Origin of the sequence: Sulfitobacter indolifex (assembly GCF_022788655.1) — a bacterium.
Taxonomy (GTDB): domain Bacteria; phylum Pseudomonadota; class Alphaproteobacteria; order Rhodobacterales; family Rhodobacteraceae; genus Sulfitobacter; species Sulfitobacter indolifex.
The window spans coordinates 1,858,917-1,879,260 of sequence record NZ_CP084951.1; the positions used below are offsets into that span (position 1 = coordinate 1,858,917).

The following is a 20,344-nucleotide window of genomic DNA, read 5'->3' on the forward strand; positions in this document are numbered from 1 at the left end:
GACAACACAACCACGCTGGCGCACGTCCGGACCGGGGCCAAGTTGCCCCGGCCCCGGCTTCGGCACTGGCTTACGCCAGGCCGAATTTCATCAGCTTGATCGCTGCAAAATCACTTACATCGCCGCCGACGCGCTTGGTTGCGTAAAACAACACATGCGGTTTGGCACTGAAAGGATCGCGCAGAATGCGCAGGTCGGGGCGTTCGGCGACCGTGTAGCCCGCCGAGAAATCTCCAAAGGCGATAGACATGGAATCTGCCACCGGATCAGGCATGTCTTCGGCCACCAGTACTGGATAGCCCATTAACCGCGCAGGCTCACCCGCCGCTAAGCCGTCTGACCACAGGAACCGCCCATCGGTGTCTTTGAGCTTGCGGACCTTCGCCGTGGTCTTGGAATTCATCACGAAAACCGCGTTCTTGCGGTAGGCCGCGCCAAGCGCGTACACCAACTCGACAATCGCATCCGCCTCGGGATTGGCGTTCGTGCCGCTGGCGACATAGCCCAGATTGCCCCAAGCCCATGCCGCGTCATCGACAATCGGATGGTTCAAAAAGCCGGTCGGCTTGTCGATCCCGTCACCGTTGACAAAGGCCGCCGCCTCAGCCCGGGCGAACTTGTCGGCAATACGCCCCGCAAGCCAACCTTCGATGTCAAAGGCACTGTCATCTAGAAGCCGCTGGCTCGCCTTGGGCAGCGCGCTCAACTCATGCAGAGGTACGGTAATCCGGTCGATCTGCGGCGTGTCCGTCTCGGCCTGCGCGCCACTTTCGGTCGCCCAACCGGCCCCCACATCGGCATGATCGACCAGCACGTCATAAGACGTGGCCTCAACCTGCACCACCGACGCAATCGCCCGGATCGACGCCCCGGAATTCAGTACCGACTGCACCCGCTCCGAAGTCTGCGGATCGACGAGGTAGCCGCCGTCCGAATTCACCGCTGTCGACATCGATTTGCTGTCCAGTTCCAGCCCACGCAGCCCATCGTCATCCCCGTTGCGCAGATAGGCGTCGAACGCCTTTTTATGCGGCGCATCATGGTCAATCGCGCCCCCCAAAGGGCTGCGGGCAGGCAGGGTCATCTTGCGGTCCATCATGGCAATTCGCTCTTCCGATTGTTGAAGTTTACTGTTGATCTCGGCCCGAAAGCCCTTGAAGTCGCTGACAAAACCGCTCACGGCCTGCCGCACTTCCTCCGCCGGGGACAGGTCTGCGCCCGCCTTTGTGTTCATCTCATTCTTGGTCATCACAGTTTCCTCTGATCTTGCTGTGCCAAAATCGGCCCGCGGCTTAGCCACGCGCCATCTCGCTCCGCGCCGCGTCAAATGCCGCTGCCATCTCCCGCAGGACATCGCCCACCGCTTTGAAATCGCCCTTGGACCCGACCCGCGCCGAAGGCAGCATCGGGAAGGTCACCAGCGACACCTCCCAAAGCTCCAACTCAGACAAAAGCCGCTGTCCTTTGGTGTTTTTGCCCGCCTTTACCGTACGGTAGCCGATGCTGAGCCCATCGATCGCCCCCGCCTCAATCAGCGCCGCCGCCTCCCGCCCCTTGGCGACACTGCTCAAGATGCGCCCCTTAACCCAAAGCCCCCGGCCATCCTCATGCACCTCATCCCAAACCCCGATGGGCTGGGCCGGGTCATGCTGCCAGAGCATTTTGACGCTACGCCCGGCCTTCGCGACCTCAGCAAGGCTTGCGGCATAGGCCCCCGCCTCCACCACGTCGCCGCCCTGATCGACCGCGCCAAACAGGCTCGCATAACCGCTGATTTCCAGCCCGCCCTCTACCTCAGTCACTGCGCCAAACCGGGCAAACTTATGCTCCAGCCCCGCCGCCCCGGAAGACAGAGCTTCCCCGTTCCCCGGCCAAGCACCGGGGTCAATCATCTGATAACCCATTGTATTTCCTCTTGTTCGGCCCGCTACGGCGCCACCACCAGAAAAGATTGCACTGCCTGCGCCAGGATCACCGCCACCACGCCGTAAACCGTCAGCCACAAGCGCCGCTCCAACCGCTCCATCATCTGCTCAATCCGATCGAGCCGGCTTTGCATGTTCTCACGGTGCACAGCGCTGAGCGTCTCATGCGCCTGCAAACGCAGTCCCGGCGCACATTCAAACCGCTCAATTTCCCGAAATTCAGCCATCATCCGCCACCACCGGTAGCCCCAGCAAGCTGCGCTTTTCCGCATCACTCAAGAATGCCGCCGCTGACACCCGCGCCCATTGCGCGTCCCGCTCCGCCGACAGCGCCGGCACTTGATCGAGGTCCGGCTTCAACGTCACCGCCTCACCCAGATACCCGCTCAGCCACTCCGCCAGCGCCGCCGTCACCCGTGTCGCCAGCGGCAGCACCGTCAGGCGATAGAACGCCCGATTCGCCTCCTGATAATTCGCGTAAGTCGCATCCCCCTGCACCCCGATCAGCATCGGCGGCACCCCAAAGGCGAGCGCAATCTCCCGCGCCGCACTCTCCTTGGTCTTCTGAAACTCCATATCCGAGGGCGAGAATCCCATAGGCTTCCAGTCCAAACCGCCCTCCAAAAGCATCGGCCGCCCGGCATTGCGCGCCCCCTGATGATGACTTTCCATCTCGCTCACCAGGCGGTCATACTGATCCTCACTCAGCTTGCCCTGCCCCTCAGCCCCGCGATACACAATCGCCCCCGAAGGCCGCGCTGCATTGTCCAAGAGCGCCTTTGACCAGCGGCTCGCCGCGTTATGCACATCCATCGCCATCGCCGCCGCCTGCATGGGGCTGAACCCATAGTGATCGTCCTGCGGGTGGAAATTGCGGATATGACAGACCGGCGGCACCGCCCCACTTGCATCAAAGCGATGCTTGCGCCCGCCCACCGCATATTCATAAGCCACCGGCCAGCCATCCGCCCCCGGCACCACACTCATCCGATCCGAGCGCAACACATGCAACTCAACCGGAAGACCACCCTCGCCGCCCACGGCCTCAACATAGCCGTCCCCACTGAGCAGCATCTGCCCGTAAAGCGCCTCCAGCAATTCAGCCCGGCCCTGACCCGCATTCGGACGGCGCATGAGCTCCATCAGCGGATGCTCATCATACCGCCGCGCCGCGTCCTGCACGACCAACGGCAGCGCTGCCGCCGCCTCGGCAATCAACTTGACCGACCGAAACCCCACTGGGTTGCCACAAAAACCAGTCCGGGTAAGGCTCACGCTGTCCCGTGGGCTCCACGCGACACGACCCGAGGTCTGATAGGCCACGACAGGCCCGGTGGCCGAGGCTTTGTGCTCCTCTGTCTCCACTGCCGCGCCGCGCCGTAGAAAATCGAATACCATATCGTCGCTCCTCGTTCTGGTCGGCCCCGGCGGCGGTGACTTGGTCCTTGCTGCCCGGCGTTGTTAGACTTTCCCAAAAAACCTTTAATGATGCCGAAAGCCACCGAACGCTCCCCCGCGCAACAGCTCGAAACGCCCGCCCTACAGGCTCCGCACCCCCGGACTACGCCACTGCGATGCAGGCTCGATCATCAGCTCATGCAGCGCCCAGACCAGCGCATCGACACGGTCTGGACTGCCTTTGCCCTCGTACCCCCGCGCCGTCATCAGACACATCTGGTCCTCCAGCGCATCCAGCCCCGGCAGATGGCTCACGCGCCCTTGTTCATAAAGCGCGGCCACTGGCTCCGCCCGCGCAACCTTGCCCCGCGCCGCATGCACCGTTTTGAGCGAGACCAGCGGATCAACCTGCCGCAGCACCTCTGAAACCAACTGCCCCCCTTGGTTCACCTCGGCCACCAGCCGATCCGCGCCATAGCGCGTCATCGCCGCAATCGCCGCCTGCGCCCAACCGTTGGGCGTGGCCCCCTGCACCGTGCAATCAGCCAGCACCACCGCCCGCCACTCCTGCGGCGGTCCTTGGGTTTGCGCCCCCACAACGACAATCCCACATTCATCCGAGCCCGCCCCACTGGTCGTCGCCGGGTCCAAGCCCACCACGATCCGATCCAACTCAGGCGCCACTTGTACCCGCCCCGCCTCTAGCAAAGCCGAGGTCCACAGCGCCCCCTCTGCATCCGCCAGCAGAACCCCATCCAACTCCTGCCGCCCCAACCGCGTGCCGCGATACCGCGCCCGCACCTCCTCAAGGAACGACCCCGCCAGATTGGCCGCATTCGCCTCTGTTGGCGCATGGGTCGTGACCGTCGAGGGCGATTGCAGCAGCGCCTTCAACACATCCACATTGCGCGGCGTCGTCGTCACACAGACCTGAGGCCGCTCGCCCAAACGCAAGGCAAACTGCAACTGGTCCCAAGCCTCCTGCCCGCGCTTCCATTTCGCCAGTTCATCCACCCAAGCCGCATCAAACTGCGGCCCGCGCAGCCCTTCGGGGTCATGCGCCGTATGCACCGTGGCGATTGCCCCATTCGGCCAAACCAGCCGCTTGCGCGTCGCCTCCCAATCGGGCCTCCGGTCCGGCGGGCTACAGGCCAAGATCCCACTGTCGCCAAAGATCATCACCTCGCGCACCTGCTCAATGGTCTCGCCCACCAGCGCCACGCGACTGCACTCACCGGGATCGAGCGGCCTACTCCCCTCAACCTTGCTGCGCACCCATTCCGCCCCGGCGCGCGTCTTTCCCGCACCGCGCCCGCCCATGATGACCCATGTCCGCCAATCGCCCTCAGGCGGCAGTTGATGATTTAACGCCCAGAACTCGAACAAAAAAGGGAGAGCCAGAAGCTCTCCCTCACCTAGGTCATTCAGAAACTGCGCCTGGGTCTGAGCATCGGCGCAGGCGATCCAGCTTGCACCCGATGTCAGCCCGCGCCTTGTCCATGTCGAGGGCATAGCCCCCCCGCGCGATTCCAGCTTGTCGGTTTCGACAGTCATTCAGCGTGTTCTCCGCTTTCAGGCAATGCGCCAGCAAACCCGCCACTTTGGACGTGTTGCCAGACACCGCAGTTTCCTTGAGTTCCCCCCCGGACCGGGTCTGTTCAGTCAGACCTTCGATTTCCCGACGCAGCGCGCCGATTGCTTCTTGAAGACCGCGCAGGATGTCTGCGCTGTCTTGCGTCTCTTGCTCCGGGGTAATTATCGTCATCGCTTTACCTCTCGTTGGTTTTCCCCAACCGAGCAGGCACAAAAAAACGACCACCGGGTCACCCCGGGGCCGTTCGCCCATGTCTTCTAGCGTGCCATAAGTCCTACGTCAGACCGTACGCAAAGTCAAGAAAAACTGTGTTAACAAGACCTTACGCCGCCGCGCGATCAGCACGCCCGGCAAGCAAAAAACCCCGCCGTTTCCAGCGGGGTTTCCGTATTCTCAGTTACCACCCGTTGAGGCATTCCCGGCCGCTTCCGCGCCGCGCTCTGCTTCGATCTTGCGCCACTTCGCAACATTGGCGTTATGCTCGTCCAAGGTCTCAGCAAAAGCGTGCCCACCGGTGCCATCCGCGACGAAGAAGACAAAATCCGTCTCCGCCGGTTGCGCTGCCGCCATCAGGCTCGCACGGCCCGGATTGGCGATTGGGGTCGGTGGCAGACCGTTGATCACATAGGTGTTCCACGGCGTCTCTGCCCGCAGCTCAGAGCGGCGCAAACCGCGGCCCAACACGCCCTTACCCTCGGTCACACCATAGATCACCGTCGGGTCCGTTTGCAGACGCATGCCTTGGTTCAGACGGTTCACGAAAACGCTCGCCACCTGCTCCCGCTCTGCTGCCACGCCGGTTTCCTTTTCAATGATCGACGCAAGGATCAGCAATTCCTCAGGCGTTTCGATCGGCAGATCAGCGTCGCGCGCCGCAAAAGCTTCCGCCAAGAGCACCTCTTGCGCCGCCGCCATCCGCGCGACCACCGCAGCGCGATCATCGCCCGGGCGCACTTCATAACTGTCTGGTGCAAGGCTCCCCTCAGCGGGCAGTTCCTCAACCTCACCGGTCAGTTGATCCACTTGCTTCAGTGCCTCAACCACCTGCCAGCTTGTCACGCCTTCGGCCAAAGCCACGCGAAACCGCGTGTCGTTCTTGCCGGAGATTTCGGAATAGGCCTCTGGCGCTTCTTCCTCACCCGGCGTGAATTCCGCCCGCTCAATAAAGCGGCTGGTCACGGGGTCCAACTCACGAACCTGCACGCTCACACGGTTCACGCCGACCCGGTAAACCACCTCAGTGCCGCAAGTGCTGGCACCGCCTTGGGTCACGACATCAACAATCCCCTGCATAGACGTGCGGGGCTGCACAAGGAAGCTGCCCGCCTTCAGGCTGCCCGACTTCTCCTCATAGTCCGCACCCATGCGAAAGATCGCAGGCGAAGAAACCGCGCCCTGTTCTTCAAGGCTCTGGCTTACCTGCCGCATGTTTGAGCCGCGCTCAACCTGCACACAAATTGCCTGATCCAACGGCCCTTCAGAGACATACTCCGACTTGCCCCACAGGACGATACCTCCGAGCAGAAACAGACCGACCAACAGAAACGTCACGGCGTTAGAGGCGATATGACGCCACATTTAGCGGACTTTCCCGAACAGCACCGATGCGTTCGTCCCGCCGAAACCAAACGAATTGCTCAGCGCGATGTCGATCTTACGCTCGACCTTTTTGTTGGGGGCCAGATCAATCGGTGTCTCAACCGCCGGGTTATCAAGGTTGATCGTCGGCGGCGCCACCTGATCGCGGATCGCGAGCATGCAGAAGATCGCCTCAATCGCGCCCGCAGCCCCCAAAAGGTGCCCCGTGGCGGATTTGGTCGACGACATGGTTACCTTGTCCGCCGCATCGCCCATCAAACGCTCAACCGCACCCAATTCGATGGTATCAGCCATGGTCGAGGTGCCATGCGCGTTGATGTAATCGACGTCCTTCGGCTCCAGACCAGCATTCTTGAGCGCTGCCCGCATGGAGCGTTCGCCGCCTTCGCCATCCTCAGACGGCGCGGTGATGTGATGCGCATCGCCCGACAGGCCATAGCCCAGCACTTCGGCATAGATCTTCGCACCGCGCGCCTTGGCGTGCTCATACTCTTCCAGCACCACGATGCCCGCGCCCTCGCCCATGACGAAACCGTCACGGTCTATGTCATAGGGGCGGCTGGCCTTCTTGGGGTCGTCGCCGCGTTTGGTCGACAGCGCCTTACAAGCGTTGAAACCCGCCATGCCGATCTCACAAATCGCCGCCTCAGCGCCGCCTGCAATCATCACATCCGCATCGCCGTATTTGATCAGACGCGCCGCATCGCCGATGGCATGTGCCCCGGTCGAACAGGCAGTCACCACCGAATGGTTCGGCCCTTTAAAACCGTAACGGATCGACACCTGACCCGAGATCAGGTTGATCAGCGCGCCCGGCACGAAGAACGGGCTCACACGGCGCGGCCCCTTCTCGGCCATCATCACGGCGGTATTGGCGATAGAGTTCAACCCGCCGATGCCAGAGCCGATCAATACGCCAGTGCGCTCCTGATCTTCTTTCTCGGTTGGCAACCAACCCGAATCCTCAACCGCCTGCTGGGCGGCGGCCATGCCGAACAGAATGAAGGTATCGACCTTCCGCTGCTCTTTCGGCTCCATGTATTTATTGGCGTCAAAGGTGCCATTGCTGCCGTCACCCAACGGCACTTCGCAGGCGTATTGGGTGACCAACTTGCTGGGATCAAACCCGGTGATCGGCCCGGCCCCGGATTGCCCATCAAGGATCCGTGTCCAGCTTTCTTCCACACCGTCCGCGAGCGGGGTAACCAAACCCAAACCCGTTACTACAACTCTGCGCATCTTAGTGCCCCTTGCCGATAATCTCTCGGCGAACCTCTTACCCTGCAAAAGCCTGTAGACACAAGCATATCGGCGGCGGCCCGCAGGCCTAGCACAAAAACGCCGATCTTCGAAAATCGGCGGCTATCACACCAGTTGAGCGTCTTACGGCACCCTTAGACCGGCGGTCCGCGTCGGGTCATCAGATGCACCGGGCCACCAGCCGTCTTTGCCTCACGCAGCGCCTGATACCCAAGCGCGCCCGCGATGCGCAACGCCGCCTCGTTACCCGCAGAGATCATGCAAACCGTCCGCCCGGTGATCACCCGATCAAACCACTCATGCGCCGCCCGCGCCGCCTCACTCCCCAAACGCTGATCCTGCGCCTGCGGGGCCAAGACCATCCGTGCTTCGGGGTAAGTATCGAAATCCTCACCGAAATTCCTTGAACCAAAGACGAAGCCAGTCTGCCCCAGCATCTCTCTCTGCCGATGAAGCTGCACAGCCCATTGTCCGAATCCCGTGATCTGCCAATGGCCTGCATTGCGCAAAAACGCGTCCCACGACTGCGCTTTCGCCCGGGGCCGATCAAGTATGCGATCCGCCACATCCGGCATCGCCCAGATCTCAGCGTAACGCTCAAAATCCTCGGCACGCATGGCACGCAGGGTCAGTCTGGCTGTGTTGATGGTGGGGATCGTTCGGGACATGGGGTGAATTGCCTTCACGCTTGAAACTTCTTAGCGCAGACATGCGGCTTGCACGCCAAAGGGACAAGCCCAGCCCAACTCGGCAAATAAAAACGGCGTCATTCCGCTAGGAACAACGCCGCTTTCAAATTTCAGTTCTGCCGGTTGCCCGGCAAAGCCCTTAGGAGGCTTCTTTGATGAACTTGACCGCATCGCCAACGGTCTGAATGTTCTCAGCGGCGTCATCGGGAATCTCGATGCCGAACTCTTCTTCGAACGCCATCACCAGTTCCACGGTGTCGAGGCTGTCTGCGCCGAGATCGTCGATGAACGACGCATTCTCAGTCACTTTTTCCTCTTCCACGCTCAGGTGTTCCACAACGATCTTTTTCACGCGGTCTGCGACGTCGCTCATAATAAGTCCTCATGTCTTCGGGCCATTAAAGGCCCCTTTTGGTTTCCGCCCGCCGATGATCGGCGTTTGGAGGATGCCCCAAAAGGGGGCGGCTATTTACCTTGTTCGCACAAGGCGTAGGGGGCAATCAAGCACCCTTTGTTTCGATTCTGCGCCCCCTTTAGCACATGCCGAAGGCTTGGCAAACGCTATTGCGGCGCAGGGTCACAACATGGCCATACCGCCGTTCACATGCAAGGTGGTCCCTGTCACATAAGCAGCCTCAGCACTGGAAAGATAGACCACAGCGGCGGCAATCTCATCCGGGTCGCCCATACGACCGGCAGGAATTTGCCCCATGATTCCAGACTTTTGCTCGTCCGTCAGCTTGTCTGTCATGGCGGTGGTGATAAAGCCCGGTGCCACGGCATTCACCGTAATACCACGGCTCGCCACCTCATATGCCAGCGACTTTGACATGCCCACAACACCCGCCTTAGAGGCCGCATAGTTCGCCTGACCGGGGTTGCCCGTCGCGCCCACGACGCTGGAGATATTGATGATCCGGCCCCAACGCGCCTTCATCATTCCGCGCATCACACCTTTGCACAGCTTAAAGGTCGCGGTCAGGTTCACGTTCAGAACCGAATTCCACTCATCATCCGACATGCGCATGAACAGGTTGTCGCGGGTGATGCCTGCGTTGTTCACCAGAATATCGACCGAGCCCATCGCCTCAGCCGCCTGTTTCGGCAGCGCATCAACGGCCTCCATGTCACTCAGGTTGCACGGCAGCACATGCGCGCGCTCGCCCAGTTCGGCCTTCAGCGCCTCCAACGGTTCGGTCCGCGTGCCCGATAGGCCAACGGTCGCGCCCTGAGCGTGCAATTTGCGGGCGATATCCGCGCCGATGCCGCCCGAAGCGCCGGTGATCAGGGCATTCTTACCTGTAAGATCGAACATGTCTCTTCCTTTTATTCTATCAGTCAGGGCCGCGTCAGCAGCCCGTAGCGGCGAATTTCATCTGCTGTCATCTTGTGTATCCTGTCAGATGGCGCTGCCTGCAAGGTAAACCAGTAAAAGCCGTCATTGCCCAGCATCTCAGCCATATAGCGCCGTGTCATCTGATGTTTCGGCGATTGCCGGGGATAGCTGCTGCCTTCGCGGTACCCATTGCGCCAGCTATGCACCCGCAATACCGCCCCCGGTGCCATACGCCGTTTGGCCCCGGCGATGAACAACTCAACACCCCCAGAATCAACCACACTGTTCGCCCGCAGCTCGGTTGCCAGCCCCGCTGCGCGAATCTGCCGCCCCATCCGGTGGGTCGCTGCTGCGTCAATTGAGCCGTCGATCTGCCCCAGTACCACCGTATCAATTCGCCGATTCTCGGCCAGATGGCGCGCGAAAGTCGCAGGCGTACGGCTGGTGATTGTGCCCGACATTAATAAATACGGCCCCTGAACCTGCATCCGAGTGCCATCACTGGCGTTTTCGATCGTGCCACAGGCCACCAGCGATACGACCATCGCAAGTGCCGCAAAAAGCCGCATCACGCCCCGGCACCCAACGGCGTCCGCTCGCCCAAAATATAGCGCAGCACGTCCACCACATCGAAAGCCAGCGAGACCAGCAAGGTGACCAAGATCACCCGGATGATCCACCGCGCCGCGATCGGCATCGCGTCTTTGGCCTGCTTGCGAAACAGATAGACCGACAGTGGCACCCAGATCAGCAGATGCGGCAGGCCAAGCAATTTGACGTATCCCATCTGCCGAAACATCCCGTAGACCGCAGCGCCGGTCAGGATGCTCGCCAAAACGGCAATCACCCCGACCCTGCGGCTTTGCGGCCAGATCAGCAGCGCAAGCGGCAAGACGGCCACAGCAAAAACCAACCAGTTGAACCACCAAACCAACCAATCTGGCAGCAGCGTCAAGGTTTCTTGCATCGTCATCTCGGCCCTCCGGGGCTTATGCCGCTTTTGCGGCTTTGACCTCATCCGGCGTGCCGATGTTGCGGGTCACGAGGGATTTGTCGATCCGGCGGATCATGCCCGTCAACGCTTTGCCTGCGCCGATCTCCCACACTTCGGTCACGCCCTGCGCGGCCATCCACTCGACGGAAGACCGCCAGCGCACGCGGCCCGTGACCTGCTCAACCAGCAGATCGCTTATCTTCTGCGCGTCACTCACCGCTTCGGCGGTGACATTAGCCACCAGCGGCACGGTGGGATCATTGAAAGTAACTTCTCCCAAAGCCTTCGCCATCTCTTCGGCGGCTGGCCCCATCAGCGGGCAATGGAAAGGCGCAGAAACCGGCAGCAACAACGCGCGCTTGGCGCCAGCGTCCTTGGCCATCGCCACAGCCCGCTCCACGGCGGCCTTATGGCCCGACAAAACGTTCTGGCTCGGGTCGTTTTCATTGGCGACCTGGCAGACTTCACCTTCGGCAGCCGCCTCGGCCAGCTTTTCAGTCTCTTCAATACCAAGCCCAAGGATCGCGGCCATCGCGCCCTCACCCACGGGAACGGCGGCCTGCATGGCCTTGCCACGAATGCGCAGCAACCGCGCGGTATCCGACAATGACAGTGATCCGGCAGCACAAAGCGCGGAGTATTCACCAAGACTATGGCCTGCGACATAGGCGGCCTTATCGACGGTAATCCCTTCCGCCTTCAACGCCGCCATCGCCGCCATCGACGTGGCCATCAGCGCCGGCTGTGCGTTCTGCGTCAGGGTCAGCGTCTCGATGTCGCCCTCCCAGATCAGCTCCGACAACTTCTCGCCCAAAGCTGCATCGACCTCATCAAAGACGGCGCGTGCTTCTGGATAAGCGTCAGCCAGATCGCGGCCCATGCCGATGGTCTGGGCACCCTGGCCCGGGAAAACGAATGCAATGCTCATGGTTGCGGCCTCTCTTGCGCGAATTTTCCCCGATGTAACCCGCGCAGTCCAGCCGAACAAGCCTAAGGCCATTTCTTGCCCCCCGCGCGACCCCGCCCATGAAGGGTTGCCGTGCGCGAGAAACCGTGTATATCGGCCCTTCCTTGCAAAGCATATGAACCGCGCAGACTCTCGTGGTGGGGTCGCAAGGATTTTGCCCCGCCTATGAAATGCGCCTTGATATAAATATAGGAGTGCACATGCCGCTATATGAGCATGTTATGATTGCGCGTCAGGACTTGTCCAACACGCAAGCAGAAGGCCTCATCGAACACTTTGGCACCGTCCTCGCGGACAACGACGGCAAGCTCGTCGACAGCGAGTACTGGGGCGTCAAAACGATGGCCTACAAGATCAACAAAAACCGCAAGGGCCACTATGCCTTCCTGCGTTCGGACGCACCTGCGACCGCCGTGCAGGAAATGGAACGCCTGATGCGCCTGCATGACGATGTGATGCGTGTTCTGACCATCAAGGTCGATGAGCACAAAGAGCTTCCGTCCGTACAGATGCAAAAGCGTGACGAGCGGCCCGACCGCCGCGAACGCCGTTGATCAACGCTTGAACAAAAGGACTTAAATCATGGCTGCAAAACCATTTTTCCGTCGTCGTAAAGTGTGCCCTTTCTCGGGCGACAACGCACCTGCGATTGACTACAAGGACACACGTCTGCTGCAACGCTACATCTCTGAGCGTGGCAAGATCGTTCCTTCCCGTATCACCGCCGTATCGGCCAAGAAGCAACGCGAACTGGCCCGTGCCATCAAACGCGCTCGTTTCCTCGCCCTGCTGCCCTACGCCGTTAAGTAAGGAGAGAGCACATGCAAGTTATCCTTCTGGAACGTGTGGCCAAACTGGGCCAGATGGGCGAAGTCGTCGACGTGAAGTCGGGCTACGCTCGCAACTACCTTCTGCCCCAGGGCAAGGCGCTGTCGGCCTCCAAGGCCAACGTCGAAGCCTTCGAAGGTCAGAAAGCCCAGCTTGAGGCGCAAAACCTCGAGACCAAAAAAGAAGCCGAAGCCATGTCGGAAAAGCTGAACGGTCAGCAATTCGTCGTGATTCGCTCTGCTTCCGACGCTGGCGCGCTTTATGGCTCTGTCACCACACGTGACGCCGCCGAAGCTGCTACAGCCGAAGGTTTCTCGGTTGACCGCAAGCAGGTTGTTCTGGGCCAGCCCATCAAAGATCTGGGTGTCCACGAAGTTCAGGTTGTTCTGCACCCCGAAGTGACCGCCACAATCGAGCTGAACGTTGCACGTTCGCCCGAAGAGGCCGAGCTTCAGGCGTCCGGCAAATCGATTCAGGAAATGGCCGCCGAAGAGGAAGCCGCTGCTGAATTCGAGATCTCCGAACTGTTTGACGACATCGGCTCTGCCGCTGACGAAGACGGCGACTCGGACATTGTGCGCACCCCTGAGGGCGACGCACAGGACGACAGCAACAGCTGATCCGTCAAGCGACCCAAAATCAAACGCCGCGCGGTTCTCCGCGTGGCGTTTTTTGTTGTGCGATACGCAGGCACGGGCCCGGCCCTGCACAACGCGAAAGACCCTGCAAAATCAGCAAAATTATGCTATGATACCCCCATGCAGTATGGAGGATGACACATGCGTTACATCACCATCACCACTTGGGAAAACGCCGACGGGGCGGATTATGACGTGACCCTGCGCACGATCAAAGAAAAGCGCCTGCCCGCGCTCAAAGGCTTCGGCGCCAGTCGCATCACGGTCGTGCGCACCTCTGAGCGGACCAGTGCTGTGATCACCGAATGGCCCGACAAGGCCACCCGCGACGCCGCCGAACTTAAAATTGACGAGGTGCGCCGCTTGGTCAAGCGCGAAGATCAAACCCGCATGACCGGTGAAATGAAAGGCGAAATCGCAGCCGACGTCTAAGCGTGGCGGAAAGCCGCGCTTTGCGCCCCAACCGCTGGGCAAGGGGCCGCGTATGTTTTGCCAACATGCTTGCCTGACGGCCCCCTTGAGGCGATCTTCGCACCGATATAACAAGCCACGGTGCACCATGCCTCAGACCACACGCCGCATGTTTCTAACTTTCATCGCCGCGACCGCTCTCACCGCCTGCAACGCAGCCCCGGTGGTGTCGCATGTGCCCCCCGAGCGCCCTGCTCTGCCGCTCCACCCGAACGAAACGCCCGACCTGAGGCGCAAGATCAACCATTGGGCCGATTTCTACGATCTGCCGCGCCCTTTGGTTCATCGTTTGGCAATCCGCGAAAGCACCCATAACCCTCGCGCCCGCAACGGCCCCTACTATGGGCTGATGCAAATCCTGCCTGCCACGGCCCGCTCGATGGGTTTTCAAGGCAGCGCGTCCGATCTTTTGGATGCCGACACCAATCTGAAATATTCGCTAAAATACCTGCGCGGCGCGTGGCTGTTGGCTGATGGTGATCAAGGGACAGCGATCAAATGGTACGCCCGCGGCTATTATTACGAAGCAAAAAAACGTGGCATGTTGGTGGAAACCGGCCTGCGGGACGGGTGATTCAACTTCTGGCTTGCAGCGATGCGCCGGATTGTCGCAGGTAGGGATAACTTACCTATAAGGAACACCGCGCATGACCCTCCGCCTTAACCGCCGCCATTTTCTAGCCGGTTCTGCCGGGCTGCTGGCCCTTCACCCCTTTTCGCTCCGGGCCGCGGCCAATCAAGCGCACCTGCGCCTGATGGAGACGACTGACCTGCATGTGCACGTCTTTCCTTACGACTATTACGCCGACAAAGAGGTCGACACCGTTGGCCTTGCCCGCACCGCCAGCATCGTCAAATCGATCCGCGCAGAGGCGACGAACACCCTGATGCTCGACAACGGGGATTTCCTGCAAGGCAACCCGATGGGCGATTACATCGCCTATGAGCGCGGTATGAAAGAGGGTGACATGCACCCGGTGATCCAAGCGATGAACACGCTGGGGTTCGACGCCTCAACTTTGGGCAATCACGAGTTCAACTACGGGCTCGATTTCCTGATGAAGTCCCTCGCGGGTGCAGACTTCCCGGTGGTGAGCGCCAATGTCGTCAAGAAAGTCGGCGCCAAGCCCAGCGACGATGAAACGCTCGTGAAACCCTATGTGCTGCTCGACCGCAAACTGACCGACGGCGCGGGTGAGCAACATGACATCAAGATCGGCATCATCGGTTTTGTTCCGCCGCAGATCATGAACTGGGACCGTCGCCATCTCGAAGGCAAGGTGCAGGCACGCGATATCCTAGATGCCGCCCGGTCCTGGGTGCCGCAGATGAAAGAGGCCGGCGCCGATATCATCATCGCCCTGTCGCACTCCGGCATCGGCGCGGCGAAAGAAGAAGACCTGATGGAGAACGCATCCGTCCCGCTGGCCGCCGTTGAAGGGATCGACGCGATCATGACCGGCCACAGTCACCTCGTCTTCCCCTCAGGCACCTATGCCGATTATCCCGGCGTGGACGTGAGCAAGGGCACGATCCACGGCAAGCCCGCCACCATGGGCGGCTTCTGGGGCAGCCACCTTGGCCTGATCGACCTGATGCTTGAACGGGACGGCGGCAGTTGGCGCATTGCCAGCCACAGCGCCGAGGCCCGCGCCATTTCGCAACGCAACGAAGACCGCTCAGTCATGGCACTGGTAGAGAGCGATCCTGAAATCCTTGCCTCCGCTCAGCAAGACCACGACGAAACCCTTGCCTATGTGCGCCGCGCCGTGGGCAAGTCCGACGCCAATCTGCACAGCTATTTCGCGCTGGTTGCCGATGATCCTTCGGTTCAGATCGTCTCAAACGCGCAGACCTGGTACATTGAACAAATGCTCAAGGGGACCGAGCATGAGGGTCTGCCGATCCTGTCAGCCGCCGCGCCTTTCAAAGCCGGGGGCCGGGGCGGACCAGAGTATTATACCGACGTGCCCAAAGGCGATGTGGCGATCAAGAACGTCGCAGACCTCTACCTCTACCCCAACACCGCCCGCGCCGTGCGAGTGACCGGGGCGCAGGTGAAAGACTGGCTAGAGCGGTCTGCCGGCATGTTCAACCAGATCACCCCGGGCCAGCAGGACCAGCCGCTGCTCAGCGACAGTTTCCCCAGCTACAACTTCGACGTGATCGACGGGGTGAGCTATCAGATCGATCTTAGCCAACCCTCCAAGTTCGGATCAAAGGGTGAGGTACAGAACCCGAAGGCGAGCCGGATTACCAATCTTCAGTTCGACGGTAAGCCCCTCGATCCCAAGGCCGAGTTCATCATCGCCACCAACAACTACCGCGCCAGTGGCGGCGGCGAATTCCCCGGCGCTTTGGGTGACACCATTGTCTTCGAAGGCCCGGACACCAACCGCGATGTGATCGTGCGCTACATCGTCGAAAAAGGCACCATCAGCCCCCGCGCGGACGCCAACTGGCGCTTTGCGCCGATGGAGGGCACCAGCGTGCTGTTCGAAACCGGCCCTAAAGCTGCGGATTACGTGGATGAGGTGACAGGGGTGGAGATGGAACAGGTCGGCGATACCGAGGCTGGTTTCGCACAGTTCCGAATTGCGCTTTAGACTTAAGAAAGAGGAGGTCGGCCGCCCCCATGATGGCCGATCTCCCAGCCTCCTAGCAGCTCCTGAACTTCGGTAACCGCCTTCCCTGAGCGGTGATCCAAGCGCGCATTACGCAGCAGCTGGTTAGGAAAGCCTTATCTCAAACCAACCATGCGCAACCGCTGTCGGCGGAAAGGCACGCGATGCCGGTGGCTTCCCCGAATGGGAAGGCCGCAGCCTTTGCCATCCCTCCGATGCCGCTCAGACGACGGGGCTTGAAAGCACTCAAGCGTAGCGCCAGCGCGCCCCGCGGTAGTTCACTAAAAGCGTCGCCAAAACGAAACAGGGGCAACGGTAAACCGTCGCCCCTGCCCCAATCTGAATCTACGAAAAGACTTATTCGTCTTCCAGTTCCTCAACGGCTTTCTGAAGCTCGTCTTTGGAGATTTCTTTCTCGGTCACTTTGGCTTGCTCAACCACGTGATCGACAACCTTGTCTTCGAAGATCGGCGCGCGCATCTGCTGCTGCATCTGCTGGTTTTGCTGAACGAATTCAAAGAACTGACGCTCTTGACCCGGGTACTGACGCGCCTGGTTCATGATCGCTTGGGTCATCTCGGCGTCTGTCACCTGAATTTCGGCCTTCTGACCCAGCTCAGCCAACAGCAGGCCCAAACGCACGCGGCGCTCCGCCAGTGTTTTATGCTCGTCTGTCGGCTCGACTTCAGGGTGATCATGGCCCTGAACGTCAGGGTTTTCCTCGTGCCACAGCTGGTGCGCGATCTGCTTGGCTTCGGCGTCAACCAGCGACGGCGGCAGGTCAAAGCTGACCTCTTTGTCCAGCGCGTCCAGCAGGTTGCGCTTCATCACAGCGCGCGAAGCACCGGCATATTCCGCTTCCAGACGCTCAGCGATCTGACCCTTCAGCGCTTCGAGATCCTCGGCACCGAATTTCTTGGCCATCTCGTCGTTGACCTCAGCAGCAACAGGCTCTTTCACTTCTTTGACGGTGCAAGCGAATGTCGCTTCTTTACCGGCCAGATGCTCAGCCTGATACTCTTCGGGGAAATTCACGACGACAGATTTCTCCTCGCCTTCCTTCACGCCGACCAACTGCTCTTCGAAGCCGGGGATGAAGGAGTTTGAGCCCAGCACCAGCGGGTAATCTTCGGCAGCGCCACCTTCGAATTCTTCGCCGTCAACGGAGCCTTTGAAGTCGATCACAACCTGATCGCCGTCTTGAGCTTTCGAGCCTTTCTTGCGCGCTTTGAAGTCTTGCGCAGTTTCGGCAAGGCTTGCCAGCGCTTCGTCAACAGCGGCGTCGTCGGCCTTCACAACCATCTTTTCCAGTTCGATCTTGCTCAGATCGACCTCAGGAATTTCGGGCAGCTTTTCGTAAGCCATGGAAACTTCGACGTCGTCGCCTTCTTTCCAGTCTTCGTTGGTCATTTTGACATCGGGCTGCATCGCAGGGCGGTCGCCAGACGTCTCGAAATGCTCGGCCATGGCGCCATCAATGCTTTCCTGCATCGCTTCGCCCATGATTTTCTGACCGAACTGCTTTTTCAGCAGCGCCATAGGAACCTTGCCTTTGCGGAAGCCCTTCATTTCGACTTCGGGCTGCGCTTCTTTCAGCTTTTCGCTGACCTTAGCTTCGAGTTCGGCGGCAGTCACAGTGATGTTGTAACCGCGTTTCAGACCTTCGTTCAGCGTCTCGTTGACCTGCATGTGTGCTCCATAGGGTAAGGCCGCGCAGCCGGGGCGCGGGCGAAAATTTGTGCCCTTCTATGGGTGTTGAACCGCCTGCGCAAGGGGGTCCGCGGCCATCGCTCCACATCCGCAGGAATCGGCCCCAACCCCGTTTAAGGCCTGCCCCCAGCTTCAGGCCAAAAGCACACCGATGTAAGCTACATAGGCCAAGATAAACACCGCCCCCTGCCCGCGCGTCACCCGCCCCCCAAACGCGCCGCAGGCGATCAGCGCCCCTGTCGCCGCCAGCATGATCCAGATGTCGAGCGTGGCAATCTGCGCCGCAACTCTCACAGGCTGGATCACCGCCGTAACACCCAAAACGCCGAGGATATTGAATATATTGGAGCCGACCACGTTGCCCAATGCCACGTCACTCTGCCCGCGCCGCGCCGCGATAACAGAGGTGACCAGTTCTGGCATGGACGTGCCAACCGCAACGATGGTCAGGCCGATTACAGCCTCCGACAGCCCCACTGCCTGCGCCAGCGCCACGGCGCCTATCACTAGGAAACGCGCGGAGAAGATGGTTAGCGCCAGACCGCCCAGCAACCACACAGGCGCCAGCCAAACCTGCACCTGATCGGGCAAGGGTTCTGCAACCTCTGCCGCACTATTGCGATCACTTCGGAACGTGTAGATCAGATAGGCTGCCAGCCCCGCGATACAGATGGCCCCGGCCACACGGTCAACACGCCCCAAAAGCACCGCCCCCAGACAGAGCAGACTGGCCGCCAACATCACCGACCCGTCACGGGCAAAGCTCCGCCGGTTGATGGCAAAAGGCGCGATCACCGCAGCGACGCCGAGAATCAGCAGGATATTTGCGATGTTCGAGCCGACCACATTGCCAAGCGCGATGTCTGGCGCGCCAAGCATGGCGGCCTGCACCGAGGTGACCAGTTCCGGGGTCGAGGTGCCAAAGCCCACGATGGTCAGGCCGATGACGAGCGGCGACAGCCCAATCCGCTGCGACAATGCCACGGCACCGCGCACAAGATAGTCGCCGCCGAGCACGAGCCCCAGCAAACCACCGAGGACAAACAGAATGTTCACGAGAAAAGTCTCACCGGTCTCAGATCATCAGGCGTCGCGGAGACCGCGCAGACGCCTGATGCAAATGGGCACGGACCGGGGGCGTTCAAGGCCGCGCGAAAAATTCATTTCCGCTGCGGCCCGGCGCTCACATACCCAAGGCTTCTTTGTACATGTCCAGCACTGCTTCTTCTTCGGCGATGTCGTCCTTATCGCGTTTGCGAAGGGCAATCACCTTACGCAGCACCTTGGTGTCGTAACCGCGCGATTTGGCTTCGGACATTACCTCTTTTTGCTGCTCGGCGAGGTCTTTCTTTTCGGCGTCCAAACGCTCGATCCGTTCCACGAACTGGCGCAGCTCGTTGGCGGTCACACGGTAGGTGGCGTCGCCCTCGGATTCGACGACGGGGGGGTTGGTGCTGGTATCGCTCATGGAAAGTCCTCACGGAATGGCTGGCTCTGGCGGGTTTGACTACAGGTAGGATGCTGCGCCCGCAAGCGGGTCTTGCCCCCCTTGGCGGTTTGGCGTAGCTCTGCCGCCATGGAAAGCGGAAACACATCTATTTTCGATCTCATGGTCTGGGGCGGCGCAGGCTTGTCCCTTCTGGGATTGCTTGGTCTTGGCTGGTGCATCATCAAAGTCAGCCGTGCCAAACGCGCGCAGCTTGACGATGAGGCGATGCGTGTTGTGTTGCGCAAAGTTGTGCCGTTGAACATGGGTGCGCTGTTATTGTCGGTCCTCGGTTTGATGATGGTGATTTTGGGCATCTCGCTGGGCTAAGCCGCGCCTAGCAGTGCTATGTCTCAGCGGTGCTGGACAGGGCCGCTGCATCTGCTTAAATCAGCACATGGATATTCGCCAAATCACCCCCCGCTATTTCGTCGCCCCGCAGATTGAGCCCGGTGACATGGAAAGCCTGCGCGCCCAAGGCATCACCCGCATCCTGTGCAACCGCCCCGATGCGGAAGTGCCGCCCAGCCACCAAGCTGCTGCCATGCGCGAGGCGGCCGAGGCCGCTGGCATCGCCTTTGCCGAACAGCCGTTGACCCATCAGACCATGACCCCCGATGTCATCGCCAACAACCGCGCGCTTGGGGTCGAGACGGACGACACCGTGCTGGCCTATTGCGCCTCAGGCACCCGTTCGACCATCGCCTGGGCTTTGGGTCAAGCTGGTGAGATGGACAGTGACGCGATCATCGAAGCTGCACGTCAGGGTGGCTATGACCTTGAAAACATGCGCCCGATGCTGGGCCAAAGCTACAGCTAAGGGCT

At 60.5% G+C, this 20,344-nt stretch carries 25 protein-coding genes; 8 read left to right on the forward strand and 17 right to left on the reverse strand.

The features are described 5' to 3' along the window. Nucleotides 1-70 precede the first annotated feature (70 nt). The 14 genes from DSM14862_RS09065 to fabD all read right to left on the reverse strand — a co-directional run bounded on the left by DSM14862_RS09065 (nt 71) and on the right by fabD (nt 11,723). Nucleotides 71-1,249, reverse strand: coding sequence for a phage major capsid protein (locus DSM14862_RS09065; protein WP_007119960.1), 1,179 nt, complete (start codon nt 1,247-1,249; stop codon nt 71-73). Nucleotides 1,250-1,292: 43 nt separating this feature from the next. After that, entirely contained in the window at nt 1,293-1,892 is a 600-nt protein-coding gene (locus tag DSM14862_RS09070) for an HK97 family phage prohead protease (RefSeq protein ID WP_050770406.1), read from the reverse strand. Nucleotides 1,893-1,927: 35 nt separating this feature from the next. After that, nucleotides 1,928-2,155, reverse strand: a complete 228-nt coding sequence (locus DSM14862_RS09075) for a GTA head formation protein, RCAP_rcc01685 family (RefSeq protein WP_007119962.1) — start codon at nt 2,153-2,155, stop codon at nt 1,928-1,930. Continuing rightward, nucleotides 2,145-3,323, reverse strand: a complete 1,179-nt coding sequence (locus DSM14862_RS09080; protein ID WP_007119963.1) for a phage portal protein — start codon at nt 3,321-3,323, stop codon at nt 2,145-2,147. Before DSM14862_RS09080 ends, DSM14862_RS09075 begins: the two co-directional genes overlap by 11 nt. 141 nt (nt 3,324-3,464) lie before the next feature. After that, on the reverse strand, nt 3,465-4,835 hold the full coding sequence (locus tag DSM14862_RS09085; RefSeq protein ID WP_083804565.1) for a DNA-packaging protein: 1,371 nt from the start codon (nt 4,833-4,835) through the stop codon (nt 3,465-3,467). Next, nucleotides 4,744-5,088, reverse strand: a complete 345-nt coding sequence (locus DSM14862_RS09090; protein ID WP_007119965.1) for a hypothetical protein — start codon at nt 5,086-5,088, stop codon at nt 4,744-4,746. Before DSM14862_RS09090 ends, DSM14862_RS09085 begins: the two co-directional genes overlap by 92 nt. Nucleotides 5,089-5,310: 222 nt before the next feature. Next, entirely contained in the window at nt 5,311-6,495 is a 1,185-nt protein-coding gene (gene mltG, locus DSM14862_RS09095; protein ID WP_007119966.1) for an endolytic transglycosylase MltG, read from the reverse strand. Next, nucleotides 6,496-7,755, reverse strand: coding sequence for a beta-ketoacyl-ACP synthase II (gene fabF / locus DSM14862_RS09100; RefSeq protein WP_007119967.1), 1,260 nt, complete (start codon nt 7,753-7,755; stop codon nt 6,496-6,498). A gap of 155 nt (nt 7,756-7,910) precedes the next feature. Further along, nucleotides 7,911-8,444 carry a GNAT family N-acetyltransferase gene (locus DSM14862_RS09105; protein WP_007119968.1) on the reverse strand — a complete coding sequence of 178 codons (534 nt, stop codon included), beginning with the start codon at nt 8,442-8,444 and terminating at the stop codon, nt 7,911-7,913. Between the two features lie 160 nt (nt 8,445-8,604). Next, a complete protein-coding gene (locus DSM14862_RS09110) occupies nt 8,605-8,838 on the reverse strand; it encodes an acyl carrier protein (RefSeq protein WP_007119970.1) in 234 nt (77 codons plus the stop codon). A 204-nt stretch (nt 8,839-9,042) separates the two neighbouring features. Continuing rightward, on the reverse strand, nt 9,043-9,780 hold the full coding sequence (gene fabG, locus DSM14862_RS09115) for a 3-oxoacyl-[acyl-carrier-protein] reductase (protein WP_007119971.1): 738 nt from the start codon (nt 9,778-9,780) through the stop codon (nt 9,043-9,045). Nucleotides 9,781-9,803: 23 nt separating this feature from the next. Then, a complete protein-coding gene (locus DSM14862_RS09120) occupies nt 9,804-10,373 on the reverse strand; it encodes a COG3904 family protein (RefSeq protein ID WP_131541678.1) in 570 nt (189 codons plus the stop codon). Further along, the gene (locus DSM14862_RS09125) at nt 10,370-10,774 is read right to left on the reverse strand and encodes a hypothetical protein (protein WP_007119973.1); all 405 of its coding nucleotides are present in this window, start codon (nt 10,772-10,774) and stop codon (nt 10,370-10,372) included. The genes DSM14862_RS09120 and DSM14862_RS09125 overlap by 4 nt, the downstream gene beginning before the upstream one ends. Nucleotides 10,775-10,790: 16 nt before the next feature. After that, the gene (gene fabD / locus DSM14862_RS09130; protein ID WP_007119974.1) at nt 10,791-11,723 is read right to left on the reverse strand and encodes an ACP S-malonyltransferase; all 933 of its coding nucleotides are present in this window, start codon (nt 11,721-11,723) and stop codon (nt 10,791-10,793) included. 239 nt (nt 11,724-11,962) lie between these two features. Between fabD and rpsF the strand changes: the two genes are divergently transcribed. The 6 genes from rpsF (at nt 11,963) to DSM14862_RS09160 (ending at nt 16,305) form a co-directional block, all read left to right on the forward strand. Beyond that, nucleotides 11,963-12,316: a 30S ribosomal protein S6 gene (gene rpsF / locus DSM14862_RS09135; RefSeq protein WP_007119975.1), complete on the forward strand. Its 354-nt coding sequence runs from the start codon at nt 11,963-11,965 to the stop codon at nt 12,314-12,316. Between the two features lie 28 nt (nt 12,317-12,344). Then, complete coding sequence (gene rpsR / locus DSM14862_RS09140) at nt 12,345-12,572, forward strand: 30S ribosomal protein S18 (RefSeq protein ID WP_005852865.1); 228 nt, start codon at nt 12,345-12,347, stop codon at nt 12,570-12,572. Nucleotides 12,573-12,583: 11 nt separating this feature from the next. Next, nucleotides 12,584-13,210, forward strand: a complete 627-nt coding sequence (gene rplI, locus DSM14862_RS09145; RefSeq protein ID WP_007119976.1) for a 50S ribosomal protein L9 — start codon at nt 12,584-12,586, stop codon at nt 13,208-13,210. 159 nt (nt 13,211-13,369) lie between these two features. Then, nucleotides 13,370-13,660 carry a hypothetical protein gene (locus tag DSM14862_RS09150; RefSeq protein ID WP_007119977.1) on the forward strand — a complete coding sequence of 97 codons (291 nt, stop codon included), beginning with the start codon at nt 13,370-13,372 and terminating at the stop codon, nt 13,658-13,660. 127 nt (nt 13,661-13,787) lie between these two features. Continuing rightward, nucleotides 13,788-14,273, forward strand: coding sequence for a lytic transglycosylase domain-containing protein (locus tag DSM14862_RS09155; RefSeq protein WP_208855118.1), 486 nt, complete (start codon nt 13,788-13,790; stop codon nt 14,271-14,273). A gap of 73 nt (nt 14,274-14,346) precedes the next feature. Next, complete coding sequence (locus DSM14862_RS09160; protein WP_007119979.1) at nt 14,347-16,305, forward strand: bifunctional 2',3'-cyclic-nucleotide 2'-phosphodiesterase/3'-nucleotidase; 1,959 nt, start codon at nt 14,347-14,349, stop codon at nt 16,303-16,305. Nucleotides 16,306-16,680: 375 nt separating this feature from the next. On the opposite strand, the gene tig is transcribed toward DSM14862_RS09160, so the two are convergent. The 3 genes from tig to DSM14862_RS09175 all read right to left on the reverse strand — a co-directional run bounded on the left by tig (nt 16,681) and on the right by DSM14862_RS09175 (nt 19,501). Next, nucleotides 16,681-18,012, reverse strand: a complete 1,332-nt coding sequence (gene tig, locus DSM14862_RS09165) for a trigger factor (RefSeq protein WP_007119980.1) — start codon at nt 18,010-18,012, stop codon at nt 16,681-16,683. A gap of 153 nt (nt 18,013-18,165) precedes the next feature. Further along, nucleotides 18,166-19,089: a calcium/sodium antiporter gene (locus tag DSM14862_RS09170; RefSeq protein ID WP_007119981.1), complete on the reverse strand. Its 924-nt coding sequence runs from the start codon at nt 19,087-19,089 to the stop codon at nt 18,166-18,168. Between the two features lie 127 nt (nt 19,090-19,216). After that, nucleotides 19,217-19,501: a DUF2312 domain-containing protein gene (locus tag DSM14862_RS09175; RefSeq protein ID WP_007119982.1), complete on the reverse strand. Its 285-nt coding sequence runs from the start codon at nt 19,499-19,501 to the stop codon at nt 19,217-19,219. Between the two features lie 108 nt (nt 19,502-19,609). Here DSM14862_RS09175 and DSM14862_RS09180 point away from each other — a divergent pair, with 108 nt between their 5' ends. Beyond that, complete coding sequence (locus tag DSM14862_RS09180; RefSeq protein ID WP_007119983.1) at nt 19,610-19,849, forward strand: hypothetical protein; 240 nt, start codon at nt 19,610-19,612, stop codon at nt 19,847-19,849. Between the two features lie 67 nt (nt 19,850-19,916). After that, on the forward strand, nt 19,917-20,339 hold the full coding sequence (locus DSM14862_RS09185) for a TIGR01244 family sulfur transferase (protein ID WP_007119984.1): 423 nt from the start codon (nt 19,917-19,919) through the stop codon (nt 20,337-20,339). Nucleotides 20,340-20,344 lie beyond the last annotated feature (5 nt).